The following is a 25,241-nucleotide window of genomic DNA, read 5'->3' as shown; positions in this document are numbered from 1 at the left end:
CACGCAATTTTTAGCAAATAAACCGATTTAACAGGGGTAACTTATGAGTAATCATGCCATTTTAGAAAACAACACCGCGCTTTACCGCCACGCTGCCATTTCTGACCAACCAAATATCCTAGCTGATATTTATCAAGACGATGTAAACATAACAATTTGGCAAAACGAATTGAGCGAACTCGCAACACAGCAAACAAATAATTTGCGCCAAAATAGCGAACACTTAAATATGGTGCTGGCGGCAACACCAGACAACGTTATGGCGCAATTAATGGAAAATCAATCCCTTGCGGATAAAACAGCACTTTGTCAGCATATTCAAATATTGCTCGATATGTTTTGTACCTTATTTGAATTAAAACGTGCTGGGCTGCGCCTAATCTTGCTTGATAAAGCAATGTGTCCCAAATTCCATGTTGACAAAATCCCGTGTCGATTGGTTTCAACCTTGGGCGGGCCTGCGACTGAATGGCTCGCTTTTGAAGATGTTGATTACACTAAGCTAGGTTTAGCCAGTGTTGGCCTAAGCGATGATGAGTCTGGCGTGTATTTGCATGAAAATGCCATACAACAAATGCAATCTGGTGATGTGGCATTGCTAAAAGGTTCAGGCTGGCAAAATAATCAAGATGCGGCACTTGTTCATCGTTCACCTCACGTTGCAAATAATGAAAAACGCCTAGTAATCACACTCGATTTTATCGATTAGCTGCCCTGCCAAAGTGGCAGATTTAACGCGCCTAGCTCAGTTAAAAATTGGCGTTTAGCGTTAACCATTATGACAAGGTATTAATACCATTTCACATTTCATCAAGAGAATTTTATGGAAGCAATTATAGTTATTGTTGGTTTTTTAGGAGCCGGCAAAACAACCCTACTTAAAAAGCTAGTCGATAATGCACTTGCGCAATTTTGGCAGCCGTTTATTGTGCTTAACGACTATGAAACTGCCGAGTTAGATATCGCTCAGCTTAGCGATAAACTAGACAAACAGTGGTTAAAAGCCTTAAGTGGCAGCTGCATTTGCTGCAGCGGTATTTCAGAGCTGCGCGACAGCGTTAATCGCATTCCTAAGCGCACTAACGGCATTACCTTTATTGAAGCAAACGGCACAACCGATGCGTGTTCATTAATGGGATTTTTAGGCGTTGGTATTAACGAGCGCTTTTTACCGCCGATTCAAATATCAGTGGTTGATGTAAACAATTGGCAAAAGCGCGATGAGTATAACGAGCTCGAAGCAAATCAAATCCAAGTCTCGTCGATTTTAGTGCTCACCCATGAAGATAAAGTAGATGCAAATCGTGTAAATCACGTAAAAGCCGAGCTCAAAAAGATCAATTCAAGCGCTCACATTATTAGCTTTGCTGATTTAGATATTGCGCAGCTGCCTGAAATTGCTCCATCGAACAACACAATAACAAAACTAGCGCATCATAAAGCGCATTGGGCGTCGAGTTCGGCCGATTTACCACATTTACCCGATTACCGATGCGTAAAAGACATTTGCGATGCTTTACCCAGCACCATTTTACGCATAAAGGGCTGTACCACTGTCGCCGATGAGCCCCATTATGTGTATTTTGAGCGCTGCCCAGACGGAGAAGTATATGTTAGACCTTATCGCGGAAAACCTGACACCGGAACAAAATTACTTACCATTGGCCCAGGAAGCGATAAAGCATTATTAGAGCGGGTAATTAAAAACGCTTTAATCGCAGCAAAAAAGCGGGAAAAACCGGCGGTGTGTAACGTTTAACGCAAAGCCACTTTACGGTAATTGAAAATAGCGCGTAACGCGCTATTTTTATCGCTAATCAAAAAACAACACAACGCTAACTATTTGCCGCAACCGCACTCAAGATACTAACTACCGCAAATAACATCCACGACAAGTGTTTGGCTTTCGAGCCCACTAATGCAACGATAAAATGAATAGCAAACGTCACTGCAATAATATAAAACAGCGCAACTTTACTAGGGTTTGGCTCTGCAAGTGCCAACAAAATCGCGGCAAAACCAACCCAAGTTACCGAGGTTAAATGCCAAGCAAAACGCAATGTGCGTTTGGTAAAATCATCGTTACCAAAAAGCTTAGGTAAATTATCTCGCTTGAATAACCTTATCAGAATGTAACGCTCACCAAGGTAAGAGTGTGCAAACGATACCAGTAACAGTAAGTAAGCAAGCAGAAATGTAGAGTAGAAACGTCATATCCTTATGTACCACTTTATAGATTAAGTTTACTGATCAACTGAGTCAGTCGTTCGCTGCTGATTAGATATCTGTTTAATGGCGTTATTTAGCTCAGCCAAAAACGACTCAAAATCAGTAAAATGCTTCACATATTCTTTTGAAAAGCCAATATGTGCAGATTGGGAAGAAATGGTTTCCATAACAATAAAATCGGCATTATTCGGCATATTATTTTGCGCTAACGCATCTTTTAACACCAACAAGGTTGATGTTTTATCATTTATATAACAATCAATTCGCCGTTTCAGTAATTTTTCAACATTATGTTCTGTGCTCTTATTGCTTTCTAGCAAAATTGTGCCCTGTTTAACTGCTTTAGAATATTTATCATTGAGCAGTATATAACCCGCATTAATGCCTAGACTAAGCGGCTTTGAGGTTTTATTTTGAGAAAAATAATCAACTAATCGCACATTTTTATGGCACAACACTACGACTTCTTCTAATCCAATTTTTTCCGAATAATGAGAAATAAAGGGGCGTGTTTCAGGGTGTTTATAAGGAGGTAAAATGGCAAGCTCTTTACCTTGTTCCATAAGCATTAATGCACGTTTCCATGGCAGTGGCAAAAAACGAATATGATAATTAGGTGCAAGTTCACGGCTCACTTGGCGTATAAAGTCGATATAGATGCCTTTGACTTTGCCATTTTCAATGTAGCTGTAAGGCGGGTAATCATCGTCAACTAAAATGCATACTTCTTGACTATCTACCGCAAATAAATGGGCACTGCAAAAAAGCAGTAAACTCAATGCAACTAATGGACGCAAACGCAAATGGTACTTAATTATCATGTGGTTTTAATACGCCCACTGCTGAGAGTAATCATAGCGAAAGCCTACCGAAATTGACTGAGTATCGTTCAAGGCATCAAAGTCTTTCGTTAAATATTCTAAATGAAAGCGTAGATTATCGCTTGGCAGCCACTCAAATGTTAAGTTGGCTCCTTGATGGCTTTTAGTTTCAAGTTTTGAATTTCCATCGTCGAAATCAAAGAAGCCTAATTTAGCGCGATACAAAGGATGAAAACGATAGGCCAGTGAAACATCGAGCGTGGAGCCGCTTCTTGAGTTAACACGCTGATAATCAACATCTTGATACGCAATGGCTGCATAAAGATTGTCGCTAATATCAAGCGCTGCCATGCCCGCTATCACTTCAGTTTTACCAATTTTAAGTTGTTGCTGGTTATAATCATCCTGTCTTGAATAGGTTAACGCTAAATGCAGCCCATTTCGGCTGTAACCTAAACCAGTATTAATAAAGTCGGCAAAATCATCGCCACTATCACCGTCAAACTGTCCACCTATTATAAACTTAAAATCCTTGATTTGGTTTTCATAAGTGACAAGGTTATTAACAAAAAACGGGCTTTCAACATCGTAAGCAAAGGGGCTACTGCGATGGTTAAAAATATCCACATATTCCGCAATTAAGGTGTATTGCACCGGTCTTTGTTTACCAAGACCAAACTGGCCGATTGGCGAATCTAGCGCTACATATACTTGTCTGGCCTTGCCAAAATCACCATTGTTACCAAGGTCAATACTCCATTCACCATGAGCAATTGCCTGCCAACCGGGCTTAAATCGATAGGTAGATTTAAATCCAGCATGAGACAACGCATCCTGAATATCCCAAAAGTCATCATTTTGATCTTCAATATAACCGTAAGTTGGCCGCAATGTCGCATACAGCTTAATACTGCCGTCTTCGCGCTTCTTCGGCTGTAAAACCTCTGGGCTTTCTGGCATATCGTTTTTATTCGTAGCGCCTTGTTGCTTGGCTTTTGCTTCTAAATCTGTCAAACGTTTTTGCAACTCAAGTAACTGCTGTTTTATAAGCTCAATTTCATTTGCTTGGTTGTTATTGGCATGTGCAATATGGCCAAAAAGTAACGGTGCACAAAGCAGTAAGTTAAAGCGTTTCATCGGTGTATCCTCACTATGGCTAACTGACTAAACTACTGTCCATTGATTAAACAGGCGATTGTCCGTTACACCTTAAAGCGGTCTAATATTTGCTTTTGCTCTTGAATACTATTGGCCTGCAATTCAATTGATTCGCTAGTTTGGTGTGCATAATTAGAAACATTGACGGAAATATCTCGGATCCTAACGGTGTTTTCATTAATTTCTTCCGACACCGAACTTTGCTCTTCGGCCGCTGATGCTATTTGCGTATTCATGTCATTAATTAAATTAATTGCAGCGCAAATTCTATCGAGTGCTTGCTGTGTGCTTTTTGCTTGTTCAACGGTTTCTTGTGCAGCGCCTTGACTTACTTTCATCGCTTCTACAACCGTTTTTACGCCCGATTGCAATTGATCAATCATGGCGCGAATTTCAGTTGTGGAATCTTGGGTACGAGAGGCAAGTGTGCGAACTTCATCGGCCACCACGGCAAAACCACGCCCCTGTTCACCCGCCCTTGCGGCTTCAATTGCGGCATTAAGCGCCAGCAAGTTAGTTTGTTCAGCAATCTCGTTGATCACCTGCAAAATGGTTTCAATGTTATGGGTCGCATTTTCTAAAATTTCGACATTACCAACCGCATGCTCAATGCGCGTCGATAATGTATCAATCAATGAGGTTGTTTGTTCTACGATTTGCACGCCTGTTTGGGTGGCGTTATCAGCTTCTTTCGTGGCTTCAGCGGCACTTTGTGCATTATTAGCAACCTCAGAAGCGGTTACCGTCATTTGATTCATCGCGGTGGCAAGCAAATCAATTTCTTGCAACTGCGTCGATACCGCAGCATTCGAATCGTGTACGCCTTGTTGTGATACTCTCATACTGCTTAGAACATCATCGCCAGTCGACTTTAACAGCTTAATTTGCTCTCTAAGGTTTTCTTTAAACAGGTTAAATCCGGTGGCCAATTCAGCAAATTCTTGATCTGTGTCGGTAGATAGCCGTCTTGTTAAGTCCCCTTCGCCAGTTGCGATATTCTCTATCGCACTGTTTAGTGCATTAAGCGGCGTCAATAATTTTTTAATTATAAACTGCAGCACTAACACGCTTACAATTAAGGCAATAATACTAAAAATGACAACTTGGTTACGCATATCGGTAACCGCTTTATAGGCAATTTTTTCGTTGAGTAGCACGCCAATGTACCAATCCTGATCAGGAATTTTGGCAAACCTTAGGTTAAACTCTTCGCCATCAACGATTGGGTGTTCAATGTTATTAACCTGAATGCGAGAATTTGGTAAAAACTCACTCATATTTTTGCCATTTTTACTGGCATCAGGGTGGGCGATTACCACACCACTTTCAGACACAATAAAAATGTAACCTGCATCAAATAATTGCACGCGATTGACCAGATCCGATAAACCAGAAAGACTCAAATCAAAAAAGATCGCGCCAATAAATTCGTTCGCTTTAATCAACGGAGTGGCAACGGAAATGAGTATTTCACCTGTAGCCGAATCCGCATAAGGTTCAGTAATAATCAGTTGCCTTTCATTTTTTGCTTTTACATACCAAGGTCTTACTCTTGGGTCCCAACTAGCTCCTGGCTCCCAATCAGGGTCACTTTTAAAGTTTGAACCATCAGATTCATAGCCGCCGCCAATCAGTAAAAACTCTTGTTTAATTTCAGGAATACGAATGACATCAGTAATGTGCTGATGAGAGGGGTCTAGTTGTGCAAGCGATGTAGCATAACTGGCAATTGCTTTTTTACCACCAAGCTCTGACGAAACAGTATTTTTAACACCGTGCACAATGTCTTCAATGCTCTCTTCGATGGTTGTTTGAAGTTTTGATTTAACAGTGAAAAATTGAATGGTGCCAAGAAAGGCAATGGTGATAATCAGTAACAGTGAAGATGCAATTGCAACCTTATGAACAAATTTCATAACATTCTCAACCTAATGTTTGCTACATAACTAAAAAGTGTCTAAGCAAGTGGGTTGCTTAGCCTCTTTTTATGAGATGCCTTTAACATTAGTTGATAAATTTACATTTTTCCTGTGCATTAATGGATAATGGTATGCCTTAATAACCTGCCTAAAAACCCGTTAGGCATTTATGGTTAGTCTTATTTAATGACTAAATTATGTGATTCAGACCACTGTCTCAGCGACTCTAAAATATCAAGCGCAGAGCGGCCAAATTCTGTTAATTCGTAAGTTACAGCTACTGGTCGCTCATTAATGACTTTACGCAGTACCATGCCCTCTTGTTCAAGTTCTTTTAAGCGTTGATCAACCATTTTTTTAGTTGCGCCACCTAACATTCTTACTAAATCGTTAAAACGCACAGGCTCGTCTTTTAAATGATAAATAATTGAGCCTTTCCATTTACCACCAATTAAACGCATGCCTTTTTCAATTGCGCACGGTTCATCACACACGTTAAAAACTTTTTTCCTGCCCTTAGCATCTGTTTTTACATAACTTTCCATTAAAAATATGCCTCTAAATACTAGGTTACTAAAAGTATACTAATTGAATTGGCATACTAGGTCCCTAAAATATACCTCATATACATTTTTGATGAAACCTAACATTAGGAAAGAACAATGAGCAATATTTTAATTATTAATGGTCACCAGTATTACCCGTTCTCAGAAGGTAAGTTAAACGCAACCTTAGTAGACGAAGCCGTTTCATTCTTGACGCAAAAAGGTCACGAAACACGCGTAGTAACAATGCAAGACGAAATCAATGTTGAGCAAGAGCTTGAAAACCATAAATGGGCAGACGTTATTATCTTTCAGTCGCCAATTAATTGGATGGGCGTGACTTGGTCATTCAAAAAATACATGGATGAGGTATACACAGCCGGTATGGGTGGCGCACTGTGTAATGGCGATGGCAGAACCGCAGATGAACCTAAAAAACATTATGGACGTGGCGGCACACTAACAGACACTAAATATATGATGTCAGTTACATTTAATGCGCCAGAAGAAGCCTTTAATGATCCAAGTGAATTTTTTATCGGGAAATCGGTAGATGATCTACTCTTTCCTATGCACATGAATTTTAAATTTTTTGATATGCGCGCATTACCAACATTTGCCTGTTTTGATGTGATGAAAAACGCAAATGTAGAAAACGATTTAGAACGTTTTAAAGCCCACCTGAATGATCACTTTTAACGGAGTAAATAATGCCTTTTGAATACACACAAAAATTGCACGCTGGTTCGGTATTTCCGAAATTTGATGCAACGCAGTTATCTGGTGAGACTATTAAGATTGGCTTACCAACTGAGAATCATGATTGGCAATTAGTTTTGATTTATCGCGGTCGTCATTGCCCGCTTTGCACTAAATACCTCAATCAATTAGCAACCTTTAAACAACGATTATCTAAAATTGGGGTGGATATAGTGGCCATTTCAGCTGACAGTAAAGATCAATTAACCTCCCATTTGGAGCAGCTAACGGTGAACTTTCCAATTGCTTATGGCTTAACAATAGAGCAAATGAAAACACTGGGGCTTTATATTTCTGATCCTCGCTCTGAACAAGAAACCGATCACCCTTTTGCTGAGCCCGGATTATTTGTTGTAAATGCAAAAGGCGATATTCAAATTGTCGATATATCAAACAACCCATTTGTTCGCCCTGAGCTTGAAGCGCTCGTTAATGGTGTAGCATGGATCCGTAACCCTGAAAATAACTATCCAATTCGGGGGATGCACCTTTAATCGAAGTAGCTTCAAAGCGAACTACCTGTTGCAGTTTAAGGTAATAAACTGCAACGTGTTGACGCTGCATTTAAGCGCTTCACAAATGCCACTGCGGTATCTTTTGCACACTCAACACTACTGTAACTAATGTAACGTCTTGTCATTATCAAAACATTTGAACTAATTACTTATACTTCTAATAATTAAACTATCAGACAAGCTAGTCTTAAAGTAAGCATTAACACGCAACAACTGTTCACTTATCAAACAAAAATTGAGTAAAATTTTCCCAACATTGTCATTAAATTATCATTGACTTTGACTTGCATGCCAGTTAACTTGAGTTAGTAGCTAATAAGTTGAGTTACAGTATTATTTCTTCATTTCGTCGAATATGATGTACGTCGTCCTGTTGTGATTAACACTTTGCTTTATTTTGACGCTATTCACGCTCATTGTGAGCAATTGTTACACCCCTATTTATATACTGGATTTATATCATGTCAGAAAAAGTAAACGGCACTGTAAAGTGGTTTAATGAATCAAAAGGTTTTGGCTTTATCGAGCAAGCATCAGGCCCAGACGTATTTGTACACTTTAGTGCTATTACTGGTGACGGCTTCCGTACCTTAACTGAAGGTCAGAAAGTTGAGTTCACTGTAACGACAGGTCAAAAAGGACCTCAAGCTGAAAACCTAGTGGTTTTATAAGCAAAAATTCCGGAGGCAAGTAATCTATTTGCCTCAGCTCCTCTCCAATAAATTCGTATTAAATTCCAACTGATATCTGTCACTAATTCGGTTACAATTACATTTTTCACCCCTTATCACCGAAAATGAAAGTTAATTCATCAAGCAGCTATGGAAAGTTCACTGTGTCCCTATTAAGTGAGCGCATTATTTACGCTAAACTTATTGGCAGCTTTAGTGAGCGTGGTATTAGTGATTACATCAATCAGGTGAAAACAATAATCAGTGATTTTGCCGGCAAACCATTTGCAATGCTAATCAATAATCTAGAAATTGAGGGTGGCACGCCAGAGGCATACCAAACCCTCGATAACTACAATCACTGGTTAAATCAGCAAGCTATCGTGGCGAAAGCATTTATCATTGATGACAACGTCACAAAACATATTTTGCTAACGCGTACGCCATCATTAAAACAGCAAAACATCGCCTTTTTTAAAACAGTAAATGAAGCTCAGGACTGGCTAGAAGCCGAATTGCATTAATTTTTCACTGCAATATTTGCCTGAGATAATCACTTCATAAGCAGAGTAAAAAAAGTAGCATCTAGTCGTATTTCACATATACCGATGCAACTCATCACAATGCGCCCAGAATAAAAATCGCTTTCGCATCAGACAGGCATTTAAGCACGCTTTAAGACGCTTACCCCATTGCGTTTTACAACCAACATTAATTTTCCAACTAACACTAACAGCACCGCGCCAATCAGCACCGGAGTCACTAAAAAGCTCCAACCTTCTCCCGCCAACATTATTAATATTGGATTTGCTCCCGCTGGCGGGTGTGTTGTTTTAGTCAATAACATTGCGGTTACCGCAAGACCTGATGCCAGCGCCAGAGTGAGCGGTGAAACGCCAATATACAAGGTAAATATAATACCAATAGAAGCCGTAATTAGATGGCCTCCAATCACATTTTTCGCTTGTGCTAATGGACTTTCTGGCACACCGAAAACTAATACGGCGGTTGCACCAAACGGCGCCATAAGTAAGGCAAAGTCCATAACAGACGCATCAAAAAACGACAGTAAAGCGATGCCTAAAAACGCCCCCATACCTGCTAGTATCGGTAAAAATAATGTATTCATTTCAACTCCAAATAAAAGTAGACCGTTTTGTCTACATTTTTAGAGTAGACAAAACGGTCTACTTTTGTCAATATACTTTTCAGACAAAGCCATACAAAGATGAATATGAGTAAAAAACGTCAATTGCTTATTGATACCGCCCTAACGCTTTTTTATAAGCAAGGCATTCACGCTATTGGGATCAATGAAATACTAACTACATCTGGCGTGGCAAAACGCACCTTATATAGTCATTTTGCAAGTAAAGACGCTTTGTTAGAGGCGGCACTCGAAACGCGCCATAACACCTTTATGGCATGGCTAAATGATAAGTTAGATGGTGCAAATTCGGATCAGCACACTATTGAACTGCTTTTTAACGCGTTGGCGAGTTGGTTTACACACAATGAACCCAAATTAGGGGATTTTAGGGGCTGTTTTTTTATAAATACGTCAGCTGAATTTAGCGATACCCAATGTAATATTTATGCGCTATGTCAGCAACATAAAGCCGAAATAAAAACCTTAATTGAAAATAAGTTACAAGGCACTAACCCATTATTAGTCGATGTAATTTGTATTATGAAAGAAGGTGCTATTGTCAGCACACAAGTCTCTGGGTACAACCCAAAACACATAGAAAGCTGTATTACTGCTTTGCAAGGTATGCTCGACTAAAACACCTAATTACTAACGTAAATTAGCGTAGCAACAAGCGAGCTATTAACGTGCTCGCTTTATTAACTAGCAGCTCGAAAATTTACATTTCGCCTTATTAAATTTGGAATCGGTCTTTCAAAGTATTGATACGATAAAAAAGCAACAAGCACACTTAAAACCAATGAGAGTAGCAATTTAATCTCGATAGACAGTTGAAGTTGATTCACTTTAGTAATGATCGGCATATGTAATAAGTACAATGAATACGATATTTTGCCAATGAAATCACCAAACCGGTTTGCCAAAAGCACATTGTTATTCGGAACCAAAAATACCACACAAAAGAACACCGTACTCATAACAAGCAGCACTTCGTAGCTAAGCCACATTCTCACTTTATCGACAGTAGTACTGCCATAAATAAAACACTTAAAAAGCACAAGAGCAGCGCTCAGCTTACCTTGTGTTTTACTAACTAATTCATTGACACCAATACCCATTGTGCATTCAAGTAACAAAATATCGCATTTTTTAAAGCAGTAAGTGAGATTGAAAGCTACCCCAATACATAATTAGCTAAACGTTAATACACAATAAAATATTTGATGGCGTCAACATTTTTATGAGCTAGCCTCAGGCCCGTTTTACTTGACCTACAAAAGAAATACTTAGTTTTCGACACAAACTAACTAGTCGCTATCTACTACTTATGACTCCCGCTATAACCTAAATTGATACCGAAATAAAAATAGTCTTCCCTCTTGAACTTTTTTAATTTGCCCATATCAGAAAATACGATTCGTTCTTTACTTTGTTTGGGGAATTTACCCTGCAACTATGGAGATAATAACAATGTATTTTTCGATAACGTCTCAAGCACTCTTTTCAAATAAAAATCTATTTATAAACAACCAGTAATAAGCTTAATTCGGAGACTTCCATGTTAGAGGTGAGTAATTTAACTCGCAGCTATGGCAGTTTTAAAGCTGTAGATTCTGTGAGTTTTAAAATCCAAAAAGGTGAAATTATCGGGCTGCTTGGGCACAACGGCGCGGGTAAAACCACCATAATGAAAATGATCAGCGGCTATCTTGAAGCCGACAACGGCGAGGTCAGCTTAGATGGCGTAACGCTCTCTAAAGACCCTAAAAAACTTCAAAGCCAACTTGGTTATTTACCCGAAAGTTTGCCTGTCTATCCAGAAATGAGCGTGGCCGAATACTTAGATTACGCCGCTGATTTAAAAGGGTTAAAGGGCAACACTAAAGTAGCCGAAATAAAACGCGCCATCAAAGCTACGGATTTATCTGCAAAATTATTGGCACCCATCGAAACCTTATCGCGAGGTTACAAGCAGCGTGTGGGTGTGGCACAGGCTATTTTGGGGCAACCAAAACTATTAATTTTGGATGAGCCAACCAATGGCCTCGACCCAGAGCAAACACAACATATGCGTGAGCTGATCAGAGACATCGCCAAAAAAGCCACGGTGATTTTATCGACCCATATTATGCAAGAGGTGAATGCTTTATGTGATCGCGTGTTGATCTTGAAATCGGGTCAACTGGTACTCGATGAACAACTCGAAGCATTGCAGCACAGCAAACAGCTGGTGGTCGAAAGCGACTTAGCAGACGTGAAAAAGCTCACAGATATTAAAGGCATTTTTGCTGTTGAACACGAGCCACAAAAATTTATCGTGAGCTTAGAAGACAAGGCGAACATGCAGCAAGTAGCAGCCAATATCAGCAAAACCATTATTGAAAGTGGCGCGCAATTGTTTGCCATTTACCCGCAAAAACGTGACCTAGAAACCGTCTTTAACCAAATCAATAACGAAGAATTTGTCGCGACCGCGAATAACACTAAGGGAGGAGCCGCGCATGCAGCCTAGTCAATCTGCGCAGTTTAATGCTGTTCGTATTGCGCAAAAAGAAATCGCGCTATTTTTCTCATCGCCCATTGCTTACTTGTTTATTGGCGCATTTGTGTCGTTAACCTTGTTTATCTTCTTCTGGGCTGAGGCGTTTTTCTCTCGTAACATTGCCGATGTGCGCCCGATGTTTGAGTGGATGCCTATTTTGCTTATCTTCCTATCGGCAACCTTAACCATGAAGCTCTGGAGTGAAGAGCGACGCAGCGGCACCATTGAATATGTTCATACCTTATCGGTGCCGCTGTGGCATTTTGTGCTAGGCAAGTTTTTGGGTTGCTTGGCGCTGTTGGCGATTGCGTTAGTAATCACATTGCCTTTACCGATCACAGTTAGCTTTTTAGGCGAGTTAGATTGGGGCCCCGTTATTTCGGGTTATTTGGCGGTGTTGTTACTGGGCAGTGCCTATATTGCCATTGGTTTAGCGGTATCAGCGCGCAGTGATAATCAAATTGTCAGTTTGATCACCGCATGCGTGATTGGTGGTATTTTTTACTTTATTGGTACCGCTGCAATCACTGACTTTTTCTCCCATCAAGGGGCTGAATTTTTAAGACAACTCGGCACCGGCGCGCGCTTTGACGACATCACCCGTGGTGTCATTGATGTGCGAGACTTGGTGTATTATGTGTCGTTAACTTTGGTGTTTTTGGCTTTAAACACTTACTTTTTAGAGCAAGAGCGCTGGGCGAAAAATGACAACAGAGCAAATACACAATCAAGGCTTCATAAAACCTGGCAACGAGTGACAGGTTTGCTGGTGGTAAATTTACTTACAGCTAACGTGTGGCTCAGTCAGTTACCACAGCTGCGTTTAGACACCACCGCAGGCAAACAATACTCGATTTCTGAGGCAACTGAGTCTTATTTGGCGCAATTACAAGAGCCTATGTTGATCCGAGGGTATTTCAGCAACAAAACCCACCCATTACTAGCGCCACTGGTGCCGCAAGTGAAAGACTTATTACAAGAGTACGAAGTTGTTGCCGATGGCAGAGTGCGCGTTGAGTTTATTGATCCGCAAATGCACCCAGAGCTTGAAGAAGAAGCCAACACCCAATTTGGCATTAAGCCAATGCCGTTTCAGGTTGCCGACCGTTATCAAGCGTCGATTGTCAGCTCCTATTTTAATATTCTGGTGCAATACGGTGACGAGCATCAAGTACTAGGGTTTAGAGACTTAATTGAGGTTAATGCCCGCGCCGAGTCAGATGTTGAAGTGCTGTTACGTAACCCTGAACACGACATTACCCGTGCGATTAAAACCGTACTGCAAAACTATCAAAGCGGTGGTAACTTATTCGACACCGTGATGCAAACACTGACCTTTAACGCCTATGTGTCGGCAAATGAGAAACTGCCTGAGCAGTTACAAACCTTAAAGCAAGGCATTGAAAAGCACTTAAATGATGTGCAAGCTAAGTCTTACAATAAGTTGGCTGTTAATTTTATTGAGCCAGAAGCCGAAGGCGGTAAAGTTGCAGCCCAAATAGCTGAAGAATATGGCTTTGAGCCAATGGCAACCAGCTTTTTCTCAGATCAAACCTTCTACTTTTACCTGACATTGGCGGGTGAAGATCAAATTGTACAAATTCCACTGGATGACTTTAGCGACGCAAGCTTTGAGCGCAACCTCGATGCGGCAATTAAGCGGTTTGCCTCTGGATTCACTAAAAACTTAGCGCTGGTAAAACCCGCTTCAGCCCCGAGTTATGGCTACGGTATGCCAAGCAGCAGTTTTAGAGAGCTAGAGCGTATGCTAGGCAGTGAATTGAACATCATCAATGAAGATTTAAGCGATGGCAGTGTTTCGGGTGAAGCCGATATTCTAATGCTTGTCGCCCCTAAATCACTGGATGAAAAACAGTTATTTGCCGTAGACCAATTCTTAATGAAAGGTGGGACGGTGATAGCGGCGACGTCACCTTACAGCATCAATCTTGCTGGTGGCAGTTTGAACATGAACTCAGTTGACAGTGGGCTGACAGACTGGTTAGCGCATCATGGTTTAAACATTAAAAACAGCCTAGTGATGGATGCTACCAATGCGGCATTCCCAATTCCAGTAACCCGTAATGTCGGTGGTTTCCAGTTGCAAGAAATGCGTATGTTGGATTACCCGTACTTTGCAGATATTCGCGATGGATTAAATCAAGATAATTTAATTACCTCTGAGCTACCACAATTGACCATGGCTTGGTCATCGCCCATTACCCTTGCAGAGAATAAAGACAATATCACTTTCACTAAATTGATTGAAAGCTCTGACAAAGCGTGGACGTCATCGTCTCTTGATGTGATGCCACAACTAAACGCGCAAGGCGAGACAAGTTACATCTCAGAAGGTGACACCGCGAAGCAATTAATGGGTGTGATGGCACAAGGTAAATTTACCTCATACTTTGCGGATAAAAACTCTCCGTTTTTAGCCAGCAAAGAGTCTGACTCTCAAAATACAGCATCGGATGACAACACTGAGAATGAGTCTGAAAACAGTGAAACTCAGAGCGACACACAGTTTGATGTCAGCAGTGTGATTAAGCACGCGCCAGACAGTGCACGCATTATCTTGTTCAGCTCAAATGACTTTGTACAAGACCAAGTGCTGCAACTGACCGCAGGCGTATCGCAAAATGATTATTTAAATAGTTTGCAGCTGATGATGAACGCCGTGGATTGGTCGCTGGAAGACCGAGCGTTAATGAGCATTCGCGCGCGTGGTAATTTCAACCGCACCCTACCACCGATGGAGCACGACCAGCAGCTTATGTGGGAATACGGAAACTATGCGCTGGCCTTTGCATTGCTAATGGGTCTAGCACTAGTTGAACGTCAACGTAGAAAGCGCAAGCAGCGTGAGTATTTAACTTGGATTTCGCAATAGGAGTGCAACCATGAATAAAGCAGTAATTATTTTATCTGTGGTCTTAGGCGCACAGGTTATTCTAGCTGGCGCACTATTTTATAATGGCCAAAATAGCTTTGAGACACAAGCGCCAGTGTCATTGTTAAGCCTAGAGCAACAAGCCATCAACGAAATTACCTTGCAAGAAGGTGATAATGATAAGCCGCTAACATTGGTGAAAAACGGTGAGAATTGGCATTTGGCTGATTACCCAAATTTACCTTTACTTGATTATAAAGTATCAGCCCTGACCGACACTTTAATTAACCGCAAGGTGAATTGGCCTGTATCACGCACTGAAGCTAGTCACGAACGCTTTAAAGTGGCCGATGACAACTTTGAAAAACGCATCACTTACAAGCTAGGTGATGATGAAGTTGAAGTGCTATTAGGTGAGTCACCCAGCTTTAAAAAGCTCTACGCGCGTAATAGCGACAATAATGATGTGTTCACCATAGAGTTCAGCGGCTATCAGCTTAGTGTTGAGAAAAATGATTGGTTAAATAAGTCGTTGTTGTTGGTAAAAGATATCAGCGAAATCAGCCAAGCTGGGTTAGCGTTTGAAAAAGTGCAAGTACAGCAAGACACTGACCTAGACGAGCGTACAGAGCCAGTTAAAAATGCAAGTGTTGATAAAAGTGCTGTCTTACCAGATATCATTAATGCAAACGCCAGCTCAAAGAGCAATATTGAAACAATATGGCAAGTTAAAGCGCCAGCAAAATTGCCTGAAGGTCAAACACTCGATACCGAGCGTATTGATGAGCTGCTTGAGCAATTTTCGAGTTTAACGGTGACGGCAATCGCCGAACAAGAAATCGCTTTTTCAGAGATTGAAAAGCTCAGCGTGAAAGATGCCGACGGCAAGCAGTTCGACTTTGAATTCGCTCAACATGAAGACAGCTATTATGTAAAACGTAGCGACTTTGCACATTGGTTTAGCCTTGGCAAAGCGCAGTTTGACAACCTAGCTAATATCAATGCCAATGATTTTTTCATTACCCCAGATGATGACGAAAATTCACATCAATTGAGTAATGAAACAAATCAACAAACGGACACTGAAACATCAGAATAGTTTGACTGCATGTTTCGATGAAAAGGGGAACTATTACGTTCCCCTTTTATTTTGCGCTACAACTGGAAATTAATTTAACTAAACACCATTTCTGGCACACACTCAGGCACCACTAACTTGCCTTGGGTTTTGCTGATGATTTCATCCACACTAATGCCCGGTGCGCGCTCTAACAAATAGAATGCACCGTCTTTTACTTCTAGCACGGCTAAATCGGTGACAATTTTATTAATGCAGTTAACCCCTGTTAGCGGTAGGCTGCAATGGCTAAGTAATTTGGACTCGCCGTGTTTGTTCGCGTGGGTCATTACACAAATAATGTTTTTAGCGCCTGCCACTAAATCCATCGCGCCACCCATACCTTTAACCAATTTTTTGGGGATCATCCAGCTGGCAATATTGCCATGTTGGTCCACTTCGAATGCACCTAACACGGTTAAATCAACGTGGCCGCCGCGGATCATGGCAAAACTTTCTGCCGAGCTAAAAATAGCAGCGCCTGTAGCTGCGGTAACAGTTTCTTTACCCGCGTTTATCATATCTGCGTCTACTTGATCTTTTGTTGGGTAAGGACCCATACCGAGTAACCCATTTTCTGATTGCAGCATCACTTCGATGCCATCAGGTACAAAGTTCGCCACAAGTGTTGGAATACCAATGCCAAGATTTACATAAAAACCGTCTTCAAGTTCACTCGCCACACGCTGTGCAATTTGTTCTCTGGTTAATGCCATTAGTTTTGCTCCTGTGTCACAACGCGCTCAATGCGTTTTTCAAATACACCTTTAATAACGCGGTTTACATAAATACCTGGGGTATGAATGTCGCTTGGCGCAAGCTCACCAGGCTCCACAATTTCTTCTGCTTCTACCACGGTAATTTTGCCTGCGGTAGCCGCCATGGGGTTAAAGTTCATTGCAGTATGGCGATAAACACAATTGCCATATCGATCAGCTTTCCACGCTTTAATAATGGCAAAATCACCGACAATACTTGGCTCGAGCAAATAATCGCGGCCATTAAATTGTTTAATTTCTTTACCTTCGGCAACTAAAGTACCCACACCTGTTGCCGTATAAAATGCGGGAATACCCGCCCCTCCTGCACGCATTTTCTCAGCCAAAGTGCCTTGTGGGGTAAGTTCTACCTCCAATTCACCCGCTAATAGTTGCTGCTCAAATAACGCGTTTTCACCCACATACGACGACACCATTTTTTTAATTTGCTTGTCTTCAAGCAAAATGCCCAAACCAAAGCCATCAACACCACAGTTATTTGAAACGACCGTAAGCCCTTTGGTTTGTTGGCGCTTAATTTCACTAATTAAACCTTCTGGAATACCACACAGGCCAAAACCACCCGCAATCACCGTCATACCATCTTCAAGCCCAGCCATTGCCTCACTGTAACTTGAAACTACCTTATTAAATCCTGCCATTTTAAACTCCTATTGTGCGGTCCAGCCGCCATCTAGCGCCAAGGTTTGCCCGGTAATATTGCATGCCTCTTTCGCCATTAAAAAACGCACTGTGTGGGCGATTTCTGCAATGTCGATAAATGATTTTTTTGGCATAGGTGCGAGCATAATTTGCTCAATCACTTGTTGCTCGCTAATGCCATGGTTTTTTGCCTGATCGGCAATTTGCTTTTCAACCAGTGGGGTTTTTACATACGCTGGGCAAATGGTGTTAATAGTAATGTCGTGCTCGGCGGTTTCTAATGCCATCACTTTGGAAAAGCCCACTAAACCATGCTTTGCCGCCACATAGGCTGACTTAAAACGCGATGCCACTAAGCTATGAATTGAGCCAATATTAATCACGCGGCCAAAATTGCGCTCGCGCATACTTGGTAATACCGCTTTGGTCATTAGTGCTGTGCCAGTAAGCATCACATCCACCAGCAAACGCCATTGGTTTTGCGGAAACTCTTCAAGCGCCGCAACATGTTGAATACCTGCATTATTAATTAACACATCAACCGGTGCAGGCAGCTCGCTAAGTAGCTGAATAATCGCAGCTTCGTCGGTCACATTTAGTGCGACACCCAGCGCGTGATAACCTTTGCTACTGAGTTTTTTTGCCGCCTTAAGCGCAGCCTCTTGGTTTAAATCCGTCACGGTAATTAAGGTGTCGCTATCGGCAAGTGCTTCTGCAATGCCCAAACCAATGCCACTGGCACCGCCGGTGATCAAAATATGTTTATTCATTATTCGGCCTCCAAAAACGCTTGAATGCGTTCTTTTTGTGCTGAGATTGCAAATACCCCTTCTAAATGACCCCAATCGCCGGTGAGCTCTACCAAATCGGTTTGTTTGCCCTGTGCTTTTAATGCGTTATTGAGGGCACGACCCATCTCTGGGCGTAGCAATAAATCTTTGCTGGCAGGAATAATTAAACTTGGCGCGCTAATTTTGCTAAGGCTTGCTAAGTAGTCATCTTGATGGCCCGCTACAAACAACTGCGATGCGCGCACTAAATAAAGCACATGGTTGGCATCTTGTGTTTTAGCGCGAAGCTTGGCGCGGCTTAACAGGGTTTGCACTACCTCAGGTTGGGTGCGAATATCGTTAAGTGCCCCTTTATCCAGCACTTTAAAATTAGGGAAGCTCAGCGCAAACATATTCGGGTGCATTGCATCTTGGGTGATATTGAGCATAGTGGCAGTTAACCCGTCGATAGGCGCAGCTTTGCCATAGTAATCACCATTATTCCAGTTTTTATCTAAACGAATTGGCAATGCCCAGTGCTCTAGCGCCGATACACTCCATGCATCCATTTGGCCAGCGCCGATCACATGGACTAATTTGCCAACCCAATCTGGGTAAGTTACCGCCCACTCAAGCGCTTGAAACGACCCCATTGATGCCCCCATCACAGCATGCAATTTTTTTATGCCTAAGCTTTCAAGCACTAACTTTTGCACGTTAACAAAATCGCGAATGGTCACCACAGGAAAATCAAGGCCATACGGTTTGTTTGTAGCAGGATTGATTGACGCAGGGCCTGTCGTAATGGTGCGACCATCATTTACATTGGCATTGGCGAGTGAATCAACACTAATGACAAAATATTTATTGGTATCAATGGTTTTGCCAGGGCCAATAATCGCATCCCAATAACCTGGTAGCGCATCGCTTTCAGCGTATTTGCCTGCAGCGTGGGAATTACCCGAAAAGAAATGGGTAATTAAAATAGCATTGTCTTTTTTGGCATTAAGCGTGCCGTAGCTTTCATAACCTACCTTTACTTCGGCAATGCTTTTACCGCCAAAGGTTTTAAAGTTTTGTGTAGTAAATGTTTGTTTTTCAACAAGTAGCGTTTTAGCATTTACGTGCAAACACAGTAGCAAAAACACCAAAGTAATCATTTTTATTATTTTCATAATCAGCCCTTAAAACCAAATAAACAAACACAACGCCAACACAACGCCAAGTAACGGTACCACCGCACTTAATGCCGCCATAGACCAATATGCCGCCTGATGGGTTTCTTTACAAATTGCGCGAATGGTAGTTACCACATACCCATTGTGTGGCAAGGTATCGAGCGCACCCGACGAAATTGACACCACACGGTGTAATTGTTCAGGGTTGACCCCTGCATCTAAATAGTGCGGCGCTACTAATGGCAGCGCAATGGCTTGCCCGCCGGAGGCTGAGCCCGTTAACCCCGCAATCACACTGACCGCTACCGCAGCACCAATCAGCTCGTTGCCTGGAATTTGCGTCATTAAATCAACTGCCACGGTAAACGCTTCAGACGATTTAGCAATGGCACCAAACCCCACAACAGCGGCGGTATTACCAATCGCAATCAGTGCGCCATTAGTGCCTTCGGTGGTGGCTTTGGCAAGATTGTGAAAGTGTTTAAAGTTAATCACCACAATTGACAATACCCCACCTAATAACGCCACAATCAATGCCGCCTGCTGTAAGCTGTCGTGCAAAATAAATGACAGTGCCAACACCACTAATAGCGGAATAAGCCCCGTTACTGGGTGCGGGTAATCACGCTCGGGGATTTCTGGATCGTCATCGCGCGCTTCAAATTGCTCACCATTAGCCACTGCTTTGCCAATCATTTTTTTCAGCCACCAGTAGCCAAAACACGCCATAAAAATCGCTACAACTAGGCTCACTTCCCACGCAGCATAAGGCGAAGTGCCTAAATACTTGATGGGGATCCAGTTTTGAATTTCAGGCGAACCTGCGGATGTCATGGTGAAGGTAACCGAACCAAATGCCAGCGTAGCTGGAATAAAACGGCGCGGTAAATTGGCATCTTTAAATAGCGACAGCGCCATTGGATACACCGAAAACGCCACAATAAACACGCTAACACCGCCATAAGTTAATACGGCACACGCAATGACAATTGCCAATACCGCGTGCTTCATACCTAGTTTATCAACAATATAACGAGCTACACTGTCGGCAGCGCCGGTGTCTTCCATAAATTTGCCAAACAAACTGCCAAGCAAAAACATAAAAAACCATGCACTAACAAAATTAGCAAAGCCATTCATATAGCCTTGAATAAAGTTATCAGCGCCAGCGCTTGGAAAAATCGCCAAATTACTGGTGAGCGCCACAATGAGTGCACATGCTGGCGCGGCAATAAATAAATTCATACCGCGCAGCGTTAATACAATCAAAAGCGCCAGACCACCAATCAGGCCAAGCATACTTAACATAAAATCTTCCTATTTGAATCACTAACAAGGGTGACTTGGCTGCTAGTGCGTCAAATTACTGCTGACTATCAATGTGGATAACGGTGGCGATTTAAACAATAGCACTATAGTTATACGTGAATGATTTATTATTTAAAAACAACAGATTAACAGTGAATAGTACTATAGTGCTAAAGCTATTTTAAAGATTACCCACTAGATTGGTAACTGACTTGGCTGTGCGATGTAACGTATAACAATAAAGATAGGAACAACATTATGACCAAGGCAAATATCAACAGCAGCAAACACGCTTGCCTGCGCTCACTGTCTGCAGTAAGTGGTGCTGTATTACTGGCATTAGCAACCCCTACATTTGCAAATCAACAGGAAAACGGCGAGAAAAAAGCAGAGCTTGAGCGCATTCAAGTAACCGCGCGTAAAACCGTCGAAAACTTACAACAAGTGCCAGTGGCTGTTACCTCAATAGGTGCAACCGAGCTTGCCGAAAAAGGCATTGCTGAACTGATTGAAGTACAGCAGTTTTCACCAAATACCACGCTACAACGCAGCCGCGGCACAAACTCAACCATTACGGCGTTTATTCGTGGTGTAGGCCAGCAAGACCCCCTTTGGGGTTATGAACCAGGTGTGGGCATTTATATTGATGATGTATATTTAGCGCGCCCGCAAGGTGCCGTGCTCGATTTACTTGATGTTGAACGCGTTGAAGTATTACGCGGTCCGCAAGGCACACTGTATGGCAAAAACACCATAGGTGGCGCCATTAAGTACGTAACCAAAGAGATGTCGGGCGACCCAACATTTAACGTATCGGCAAGCGTAGGTAGCTATAACCAGCGCGATATTAAACTCACAGGTCAATACCCACTTATTCAAGATACCCTTTATGTTGGCGTTGGTTATGCCAATTTAAACCGCGATGGGTTTGGTGAATATTTACAATCAGACTTACCAAATCAAGATACCGAAAACTACAACAAAGAAGTGGAAGCAGCTCGCGTTACACTCGAATGGCATGCCAATGACGATTTATTCTTCCGCTTAAATTGGGATAAAACTGACGATACATCAAACGCCAAAGGTGGCTACCGTTTACTGCCGAGTTTATTAACCGATGCGCCAGTGCCAAATAGCGTATACGACTCGTACACCAGCTTACCAACCTGGAACAAAGTAGAACTTGAAGGCTATAGCCTACTTGCTAACTGGGACTTAACAGATGCCACCAGCGTAAAATACGTTGCATCTAAGCGTGAAAGCTATTCACCAACTAATATCGACTTTGATAATACACCGCTTCGCATTTTTGATGTACCAGCTGTGTATGACGACAATCAAACCAGCCATGAATTACAACTGAACCACGCAGGTGAAAACTACAAATTGGTGTCGGGCCTTTATTACTATGATGGCGAATCATGCGGCCAGTTTGAAGCCATTTTAGAAGTGCTAGGCAATGCGATTTCATTACCAAGCTTAACCCGTGAAGTGTCGGGTTGTAACAACTCATCAAGTAAAGCCGCTTATATTCAAGGCAGCTATTACTTTAACCAGCAGTGGTCGGCAACCCTTGGTGCCCGTTATACCCAAGATGAAAAAGAAGCCAATGTTAGCAACGGTTTAGTCTATGAAACGGTTTATCCGTATTCGGGCTGGATCCCAGGTTATGTTCGCCCAGCAGGCGATTTAGTGCCAGAAGTACTGAACGATAACGAAGATTGGTCACGTTTTACGCCACGCCTTGGTGTGGAATATCAACATTCAGATGACATGATGTTCTTTGCAAGCTACGCACAAGGATTTAAGTCAGGTACTTATAACCCGCGTGCAACAACCGCAGAGCCCGCTGCCAACCCTGAGATTGTAGACTCGTTTGAACTGGGTATGAAAAGCGAGTGGAACAATAACCTGCGCGCCAATATCACCTTGTTCTCATTGCTGCATAAAGACCGCCAGTATATTTCGATTTTACCGGGCGAAACCTCAGCCGATCTTAACCAGCGCCTTGGCAATATTGGCCGCTCAGAGTCGCAAGGTATTGAAGCTGAATTTACCTATGTTGCTACTGACAACCTTAATTTTAATGCCTCGCTTGGTTATATCGATGCTGAATTTACTGAGGTGATCGACACCAACCCAGAAACGGGCGAAGAGTTTGATAAATCTGAATTCTTTGATATCGCTAACACCCCAGATTTAACCTTTAACCTAGGATTTGATTATTCAATTGAATCAACATTTGGTGACTTTGTAGTAAACGGTAACTACTACCACCGCGGCGATTACGTGCTGTTTGAAGAAGCCAGCCTGCTTTCGCAAGATGCCTACGGTTTAGTGAATTTGGGTGTGACTTGGTACTCGAATGATGGCCACTGGAGTGCATCACTAGCGGGTAAAAACCTCACCGACGAAGAATACCTGGTTGGTGGCTACCAATTTGTCACCCCTGATCCTACCGACCCAACGGATACAAGCAAATATACGCCAGGGTTAGGTGGTGACAATACTTTGATTGGTTATTACGGCGACCCGCGTACCGTTACGCTCACCGTTAATTACCGCTTTTGATTAACACTCCCCCTTGGGTCACCAACACCTAGTGCGGTGGCCCAGCTTTGGGGAAATGCTTGTAACCGTATTTCGAATACCTTATAACAGGAAGAATTGGAGTTAATTGGATGACAACGCAAGTGAAAGCCATTATCGCAGACGATCACCCGCTATTTCGCAGTGCTTTAAGCCAAGCGGCGGCAAACTATCTCGAAAAAGACAATATTCAAGAGTGTTATGATTTAGCGAGCTTGTTTTCTTTGCTGGAAACTCACCCAGAAACCGAACTCATTTTCCTCGATTTAAATATTCCTGGCGCCAAAGGCCTGCAAGGGCTTACGCAAATTCGCAACCAATACCCTGATATTTTAGTGATTATGGTATCGGCAACGGAAGACGCCAAAATAATTAACCACGCCATGGAAGCAGGCGCCTGCGCCTACATTCCAAAATCGACCTCGCTGAGCAATATTGGCAAAGCCATTGAAGTCGTGATTGATGGCGACACATGGCTGCCTGAAGACCTAGACCTAGAAGCCCACCCAATCGATAACGAACAAACTGAATTTGCGCAAAACCTAGAAAAGCTTACGCCACAGCAATACAAGGTTCTGGCGATGATTGCCGACGGCCTGTTAAACAAACAAATTGCTTATGAAATGTCAGTACAAGAAACCACAGTAAAACAACATGTATCCGCCATTTTACGCAAACTTGGCCTAAACAACCGCACCCAAGCCGGTATTTTATTTAATCAACTCAGCCAAGTAGATACCAAACCTGCAGAAGGCTTTGCGTGACCAGCTATTGTGATATCGGTTTAAAACTCATTCAAAGGTAAAACGCCTCTTGTCGCGGCGTAAATTACCGATTAAATTGCTATGAATTATCACAATTTGATGTAGTTGGCATGCCAAACCTATTATCTATTCGCTCTTATAGTGCAAACCCTGTCTCTCACTCTCATGAGTTCAATCAAATTGTTTTACCCTTGCGAGGAGTCATCAACATACACGTTGACGATTTTAGCGGTAAGGTCGCGCCGCGAGAATGTGTCGTTATTCGAGCCAATGAGAAGCATTTATTTGCAGCAGAACGGGAGGCACGCTTTATTGTTGCTGATATGCGCTGCCTACCTAACAATCTTATTTCGTCAGAGCAGATTGTTTTTGAAATAAATAAGCCTTTGTTAAATTATCTACTTTTTATCGAGAGCCAGTTAGAAAATCAAATCAACCCGCTTATTGAACAGTCAATGTACGAAACATTTAATCTATTGTTAGAAAGCCAGAATTTGCTGCCTAAGCTAGATGCGAGAATTAACAATGCACTGCTTTACATTACTGAACACATTGCTGAACCACTTAATATTGCGACACTGGCTAAAGTCGCTTATTTAAGCCCTACTCAATTTAAAAAAATATTTAAAACACAATTGGGCGTAACTGTGCTTGAGCATATTGCCCAACTTAGAATGGAAAAAGCACAAGCATTACTTACACATACAGACTACTCGCTACAGATAGTTGGTGAGAAAGTAGGCTATAAAGATTTATCGGCATTTAGCCGTAAATTCAAACAATATTTTGGTTTATCTCCTAAAAATTTCAAAAATTAATGTCTGTCCAATTTGATAAGAATTCCGTCCGAATAGTCAAAAATACAATCTCTAAAAAACATATTATTTAGTCC

General features: G+C 42.0%; 25 protein-coding genes. 13 read left to right on the top strand and 12 right to left on the bottom strand.

Features of this window, described 5'->3' with window-relative positions; translation table 11 throughout:
- The first annotated feature begins 43 nt into the window (after positions 1-43).
- Together PSPO_RS15010 and PSPO_RS15005 are read left to right on the top strand one after the other, a co-directional pair.
- Entirely contained in the window at positions 44-709 is a 666-nt protein-coding gene (locus PSPO_RS15010; protein ID WP_010558345.1) for a DUF1826 domain-containing protein, read from the top strand.
- 114 nt (positions 710-823) lie between these two features.
- Positions 824-1,759, top strand: coding sequence for a GTP-binding protein (locus PSPO_RS15005; protein ID WP_010558346.1), 936 nt, complete (start codon positions 824-826; stop codon positions 1,757-1,759).
- 76 nt (positions 1,760-1,835) lie between these two features.
- Here the strand turns inward: PSPO_RS15005 and PSPO_RS21880 are convergent, their stop codons facing one another.
- From PSPO_RS21880 to PSPO_RS14980, 5 genes are all read right to left on the bottom strand, one after another.
- Complete coding sequence (locus PSPO_RS21880; RefSeq protein WP_010558347.1) at positions 1,836-2,060, bottom strand: hypothetical protein; 225 nt, start codon at positions 2,058-2,060, stop codon at positions 1,836-1,838.
- Between the two features lie 183 nt (positions 2,061-2,243).
- Positions 2,244-3,050 (bottom strand): substrate-binding periplasmic protein, encoded by an 807-nt coding sequence (locus tag PSPO_RS14995; protein WP_010558348.1) that lies wholly within the window; start codon positions 3,048-3,050, stop codon positions 2,244-2,246.
- Between the two features lie 6 nt (positions 3,051-3,056).
- The gene (locus tag PSPO_RS14990; RefSeq protein ID WP_010558349.1) at positions 3,057-4,187 is read right to left on the bottom strand and encodes a porin; all 1,131 of its coding nucleotides are present in this window, start codon (positions 4,185-4,187) and stop codon (positions 3,057-3,059) included.
- A 65-nt stretch (positions 4,188-4,252) separates the two neighbouring features.
- Positions 4,253-6,124, bottom strand: a complete 1,872-nt coding sequence (locus tag PSPO_RS14985) for a methyl-accepting chemotaxis protein (RefSeq protein WP_010558350.1) — start codon at positions 6,122-6,124, stop codon at positions 4,253-4,255.
- Positions 6,125-6,306: 182 nt separating this feature from the next.
- Entirely contained in the window at positions 6,307-6,672 is a 366-nt protein-coding gene (locus tag PSPO_RS14980; RefSeq protein ID WP_010558351.1) for a winged helix-turn-helix transcriptional regulator, read from the bottom strand.
- A 117-nt stretch (positions 6,673-6,789) separates the two neighbouring features.
- On the opposite strand from PSPO_RS14980, the gene PSPO_RS14975 reads away from it, so the two are divergent.
- The 4 genes from PSPO_RS14975 to PSPO_RS14960 all read left to right on the top strand — a co-directional run bounded on the left by PSPO_RS14975 (position 6,790) and on the right by PSPO_RS14960 (position 9,141).
- Positions 6,790-7,371 (top strand): NAD(P)H-dependent oxidoreductase, encoded by a 582-nt coding sequence (locus tag PSPO_RS14975; RefSeq protein ID WP_010558352.1) that lies wholly within the window; start codon positions 6,790-6,792, stop codon positions 7,369-7,371.
- A gap of 11 nt (positions 7,372-7,382) precedes the next feature.
- Positions 7,383-7,925, top strand: coding sequence for a redoxin domain-containing protein (locus PSPO_RS14970; RefSeq protein ID WP_010558353.1), 543 nt, complete (start codon positions 7,383-7,385; stop codon positions 7,923-7,925).
- 482 nt (positions 7,926-8,407) lie between these two features.
- Complete coding sequence (locus PSPO_RS14965; protein ID WP_010558354.1) at positions 8,408-8,617, top strand: cold-shock protein; 210 nt, start codon at positions 8,408-8,410, stop codon at positions 8,615-8,617.
- Between the two features lie 164 nt (positions 8,618-8,781).
- Entirely contained in the window at positions 8,782-9,141 is a 360-nt protein-coding gene (locus PSPO_RS14960) for a hypothetical protein (RefSeq protein ID WP_010558355.1), read from the top strand.
- A gap of 140 nt (positions 9,142-9,281) precedes the next feature.
- On the opposite strand, the gene PSPO_RS14955 is transcribed toward PSPO_RS14960, so the two are convergent.
- The gene (locus PSPO_RS14955) at positions 9,282-9,746 is read right to left on the bottom strand and encodes an HPP family protein (RefSeq protein WP_010558356.1); all 465 of its coding nucleotides are present in this window, start codon (positions 9,744-9,746) and stop codon (positions 9,282-9,284) included.
- A gap of 105 nt (positions 9,747-9,851) precedes the next feature.
- On the opposite strand from PSPO_RS14955, the gene PSPO_RS14950 reads away from it, so the two are divergent.
- Complete coding sequence (locus PSPO_RS14950; protein WP_010558357.1) at positions 9,852-10,403, top strand: TetR/AcrR family transcriptional regulator; 552 nt, start codon at positions 9,852-9,854, stop codon at positions 10,401-10,403.
- A gap of 62 nt (positions 10,404-10,465) precedes the next feature.
- Here PSPO_RS14950 and PSPO_RS14945 read toward each other — a convergent pair whose 3' ends face one another.
- A complete protein-coding gene (locus tag PSPO_RS14945; protein ID WP_010558358.1) occupies positions 10,466-10,885 on the bottom strand; it encodes an acyltransferase family protein in 420 nt (139 codons plus the stop codon).
- 440 nt (positions 10,886-11,325) lie between these two features.
- Here PSPO_RS14945 and PSPO_RS14940 point away from each other — a divergent pair, with 440 nt between their 5' ends.
- The 3 genes from PSPO_RS14940 to PSPO_RS14930 are packed head-to-tail and all read left to right on the top strand — an operon-like array spanning position 11,326 to position 16,301.
- Positions 11,326-12,279 (top strand): ABC transporter ATP-binding protein, encoded by a 954-nt coding sequence (locus tag PSPO_RS14940; RefSeq protein ID WP_010558359.1) that lies wholly within the window; start codon positions 11,326-11,328, stop codon positions 12,277-12,279.
- Positions 12,269-15,202, top strand: coding sequence for a Gldg family protein (locus tag PSPO_RS14935; protein WP_010558360.1), 2,934 nt, complete (start codon positions 12,269-12,271; stop codon positions 15,200-15,202). Before PSPO_RS14940 ends, PSPO_RS14935 begins: the two co-directional genes overlap by 11 nt.
- Positions 15,203-15,212: 10 nt before the next feature.
- Positions 15,213-16,301 (top strand): DUF4340 domain-containing protein, encoded by a 1,089-nt coding sequence (locus PSPO_RS14930; protein ID WP_010558361.1) that lies wholly within the window; start codon positions 15,213-15,215, stop codon positions 16,299-16,301.
- 74 nt (positions 16,302-16,375) lie between these two features.
- Here the strand turns inward: PSPO_RS14930 and PSPO_RS14925 are convergent, their stop codons facing one another.
- From PSPO_RS14925 to PSPO_RS14905, 5 genes are read right to left on the bottom strand one after another with little or no spacing between them, the layout of a single operon-like run.
- On the bottom strand, positions 16,376-17,035 hold the full coding sequence (locus PSPO_RS14925; protein WP_010558362.1) for a CoA transferase subunit B: 660 nt from the start codon (positions 17,033-17,035) through the stop codon (positions 16,376-16,378).
- Positions 17,035-17,739: a CoA transferase subunit A gene (locus tag PSPO_RS14920; protein ID WP_010558363.1), complete on the bottom strand. Its 705-nt coding sequence runs from the start codon at positions 17,737-17,739 to the stop codon at positions 17,035-17,037. Before PSPO_RS14920 ends, PSPO_RS14925 begins: the two co-directional genes overlap by 1 nt.
- 9 nt (positions 17,740-17,748) lie before the next feature.
- The gene (locus tag PSPO_RS14915) at positions 17,749-18,510 is read right to left on the bottom strand and encodes a 3-hydroxybutyrate dehydrogenase (protein ID WP_010558364.1); all 762 of its coding nucleotides are present in this window, start codon (positions 18,508-18,510) and stop codon (positions 17,749-17,751) included.
- A complete protein-coding gene (locus tag PSPO_RS14910; RefSeq protein WP_010558365.1) occupies positions 18,510-19,685 on the bottom strand; it encodes an E22 family MetX-like putative esterase in 1,176 nt (391 codons plus the stop codon). Before PSPO_RS14910 ends, PSPO_RS14915 begins: the two co-directional genes overlap by 1 nt.
- A 9-nt stretch (positions 19,686-19,694) precedes the next feature.
- Complete coding sequence (locus tag PSPO_RS14905) at positions 19,695-20,996, bottom strand: GntP family permease (RefSeq protein WP_010558366.1); 1,302 nt, start codon at positions 20,994-20,996, stop codon at positions 19,695-19,697.
- A gap of 258 nt (positions 20,997-21,254) precedes the next feature.
- On the opposite strand from PSPO_RS14905, the gene PSPO_RS14900 reads away from it, so the two are divergent.
- The 3 genes from PSPO_RS14900 to PSPO_RS14890 all read left to right on the top strand — a co-directional run bounded on the left by PSPO_RS14900 (position 21,255) and on the right by PSPO_RS14890 (position 25,167).
- The gene (locus PSPO_RS14900) at positions 21,255-23,567 is read left to right on the top strand and encodes a TonB-dependent receptor (protein WP_010558367.1); all 2,313 of its coding nucleotides are present in this window, start codon (positions 21,255-21,257) and stop codon (positions 23,565-23,567) included.
- A gap of 110 nt (positions 23,568-23,677) precedes the next feature.
- Positions 23,678-24,349, top strand: coding sequence for a response regulator (locus PSPO_RS14895; RefSeq protein ID WP_010558368.1), 672 nt, complete (start codon positions 23,678-23,680; stop codon positions 24,347-24,349).
- A 110-nt stretch (positions 24,350-24,459) separates the two neighbouring features.
- The gene (locus tag PSPO_RS14890; RefSeq protein WP_010558369.1) at positions 24,460-25,167 is read left to right on the top strand and encodes a helix-turn-helix domain-containing protein; all 708 of its coding nucleotides are present in this window, start codon (positions 24,460-24,462) and stop codon (positions 25,165-25,167) included.
- Positions 25,168-25,241: the final 74 nt, after the last annotated feature.

Origin of the sequence: Pseudoalteromonas spongiae UST010723-006, from assembly GCF_000238255.3 — a bacterium.
In the GTDB taxonomy this organism is placed as follows: Bacteria; Pseudomonadota; Gammaproteobacteria; order Enterobacterales; family Alteromonadaceae; genus Pseudoalteromonas; species Pseudoalteromonas spongiae.
This window is presented reverse-complemented; position numbering and strand designations above follow the sequence as displayed.

Bases quoted from the DNA above. Each gene is read 5' to 3' on its own strand.
- PSPO_RS15010 (WP_010558345.1), top strand. From the start codon at position 44: ATGAGTAATCATGCCATTTTAGAAAACAACACCGCGCTTTACCGCCAC.
- PSPO_RS15005 (WP_010558346.1), top strand. From the start codon at position 824: ATGGAAGCAATTATAGTTATTGTTGGTTTTTTAGGAGCCGGCAAAACA.
- PSPO_RS14995 (WP_010558348.1), bottom strand. From the start codon at position 3,050: ATGATAATTAAGTACCATTTGCGTTTGCGTCCATTAGTTGCATTGAGT.
- PSPO_RS14990 (WP_010558349.1), bottom strand. From the start codon at position 4,187: ATGAAACGCTTTAACTTACTGCTTTGTGCACCGTTACTTTTTGGCCAT.
- PSPO_RS14985 (WP_010558350.1), bottom strand. From the start codon at position 6,124: ATGAAATTTGTTCATAAGGTTGCAATTGCATCTTCACTGTTACTGATT.
- PSPO_RS14980 (WP_010558351.1), bottom strand. From the start codon at position 6,672: ATGGAAAGTTATGTAAAAACAGATGCTAAGGGCAGGAAAAAAGTTTTT.
- PSPO_RS14975 (WP_010558352.1), top strand. From the start codon at position 6,790: ATGAGCAATATTTTAATTATTAATGGTCACCAGTATTACCCGTTCTCA.
- PSPO_RS14970 (WP_010558353.1), top strand. From the start codon at position 7,383: ATGCCTTTTGAATACACACAAAAATTGCACGCTGGTTCGGTATTTCCG.
- PSPO_RS14965 (WP_010558354.1), top strand. From the start codon at position 8,408: ATGTCAGAAAAAGTAAACGGCACTGTAAAGTGGTTTAATGAATCAAAA.
- PSPO_RS14955 (WP_010558356.1), bottom strand. From the start codon at position 9,746: ATGAATACATTATTTTTACCGATACTAGCAGGTATGGGGGCGTTTTTA.
- PSPO_RS14950 (WP_010558357.1), top strand. From the start codon at position 9,852: ATGAGTAAAAAACGTCAATTGCTTATTGATACCGCCCTAACGCTTTTT.
- PSPO_RS14945 (WP_010558358.1), bottom strand. From the start codon at position 10,885: ATGGGTATTGGTGTCAATGAATTAGTTAGTAAAACACAAGGTAAGCTG.
- PSPO_RS14940 (WP_010558359.1), top strand. From the start codon at position 11,326: ATGTTAGAGGTGAGTAATTTAACTCGCAGCTATGGCAGTTTTAAAGCT.
- PSPO_RS14935 (WP_010558360.1), top strand. From the start codon at position 12,269: ATGCAGCCTAGTCAATCTGCGCAGTTTAATGCTGTTCGTATTGCGCAA.
- PSPO_RS14930 (WP_010558361.1), top strand. From the start codon at position 15,213: ATGAATAAAGCAGTAATTATTTTATCTGTGGTCTTAGGCGCACAGGTT.
- PSPO_RS14925 (WP_010558362.1), bottom strand. From the start codon at position 17,035: ATGGCATTAACCAGAGAACAAATTGCACAGCGTGTGGCGAGTGAACTT.
- PSPO_RS14920 (WP_010558363.1), bottom strand. From the start codon at position 17,739: ATGGCAGGATTTAATAAGGTAGTTTCAAGTTACAGTGAGGCAATGGCT.
- PSPO_RS14915 (WP_010558364.1), bottom strand. From the start codon at position 18,510: ATGAATAAACATATTTTGATCACCGGCGGTGCCAGTGGCATTGGTTTG.
- PSPO_RS14910 (WP_010558365.1), bottom strand. From the start codon at position 19,685: ATGAAAATAATAAAAATGATTACTTTGGTGTTTTTGCTACTGTGTTTG.
- PSPO_RS14905 (WP_010558366.1), bottom strand. From the start codon at position 20,996: ATGTTAAGTATGCTTGGCCTGATTGGTGGTCTGGCGCTTTTGATTGTA.
- PSPO_RS14900 (WP_010558367.1), top strand. From the start codon at position 21,255: ATGACCAAGGCAAATATCAACAGCAGCAAACACGCTTGCCTGCGCTCA.
- PSPO_RS14895 (WP_010558368.1), top strand. From the start codon at position 23,678: ATGACAACGCAAGTGAAAGCCATTATCGCAGACGATCACCCGCTATTT.
- PSPO_RS14890 (WP_010558369.1), top strand. From the start codon at position 24,460: ATGCCAAACCTATTATCTATTCGCTCTTATAGTGCAAACCCTGTCTCT.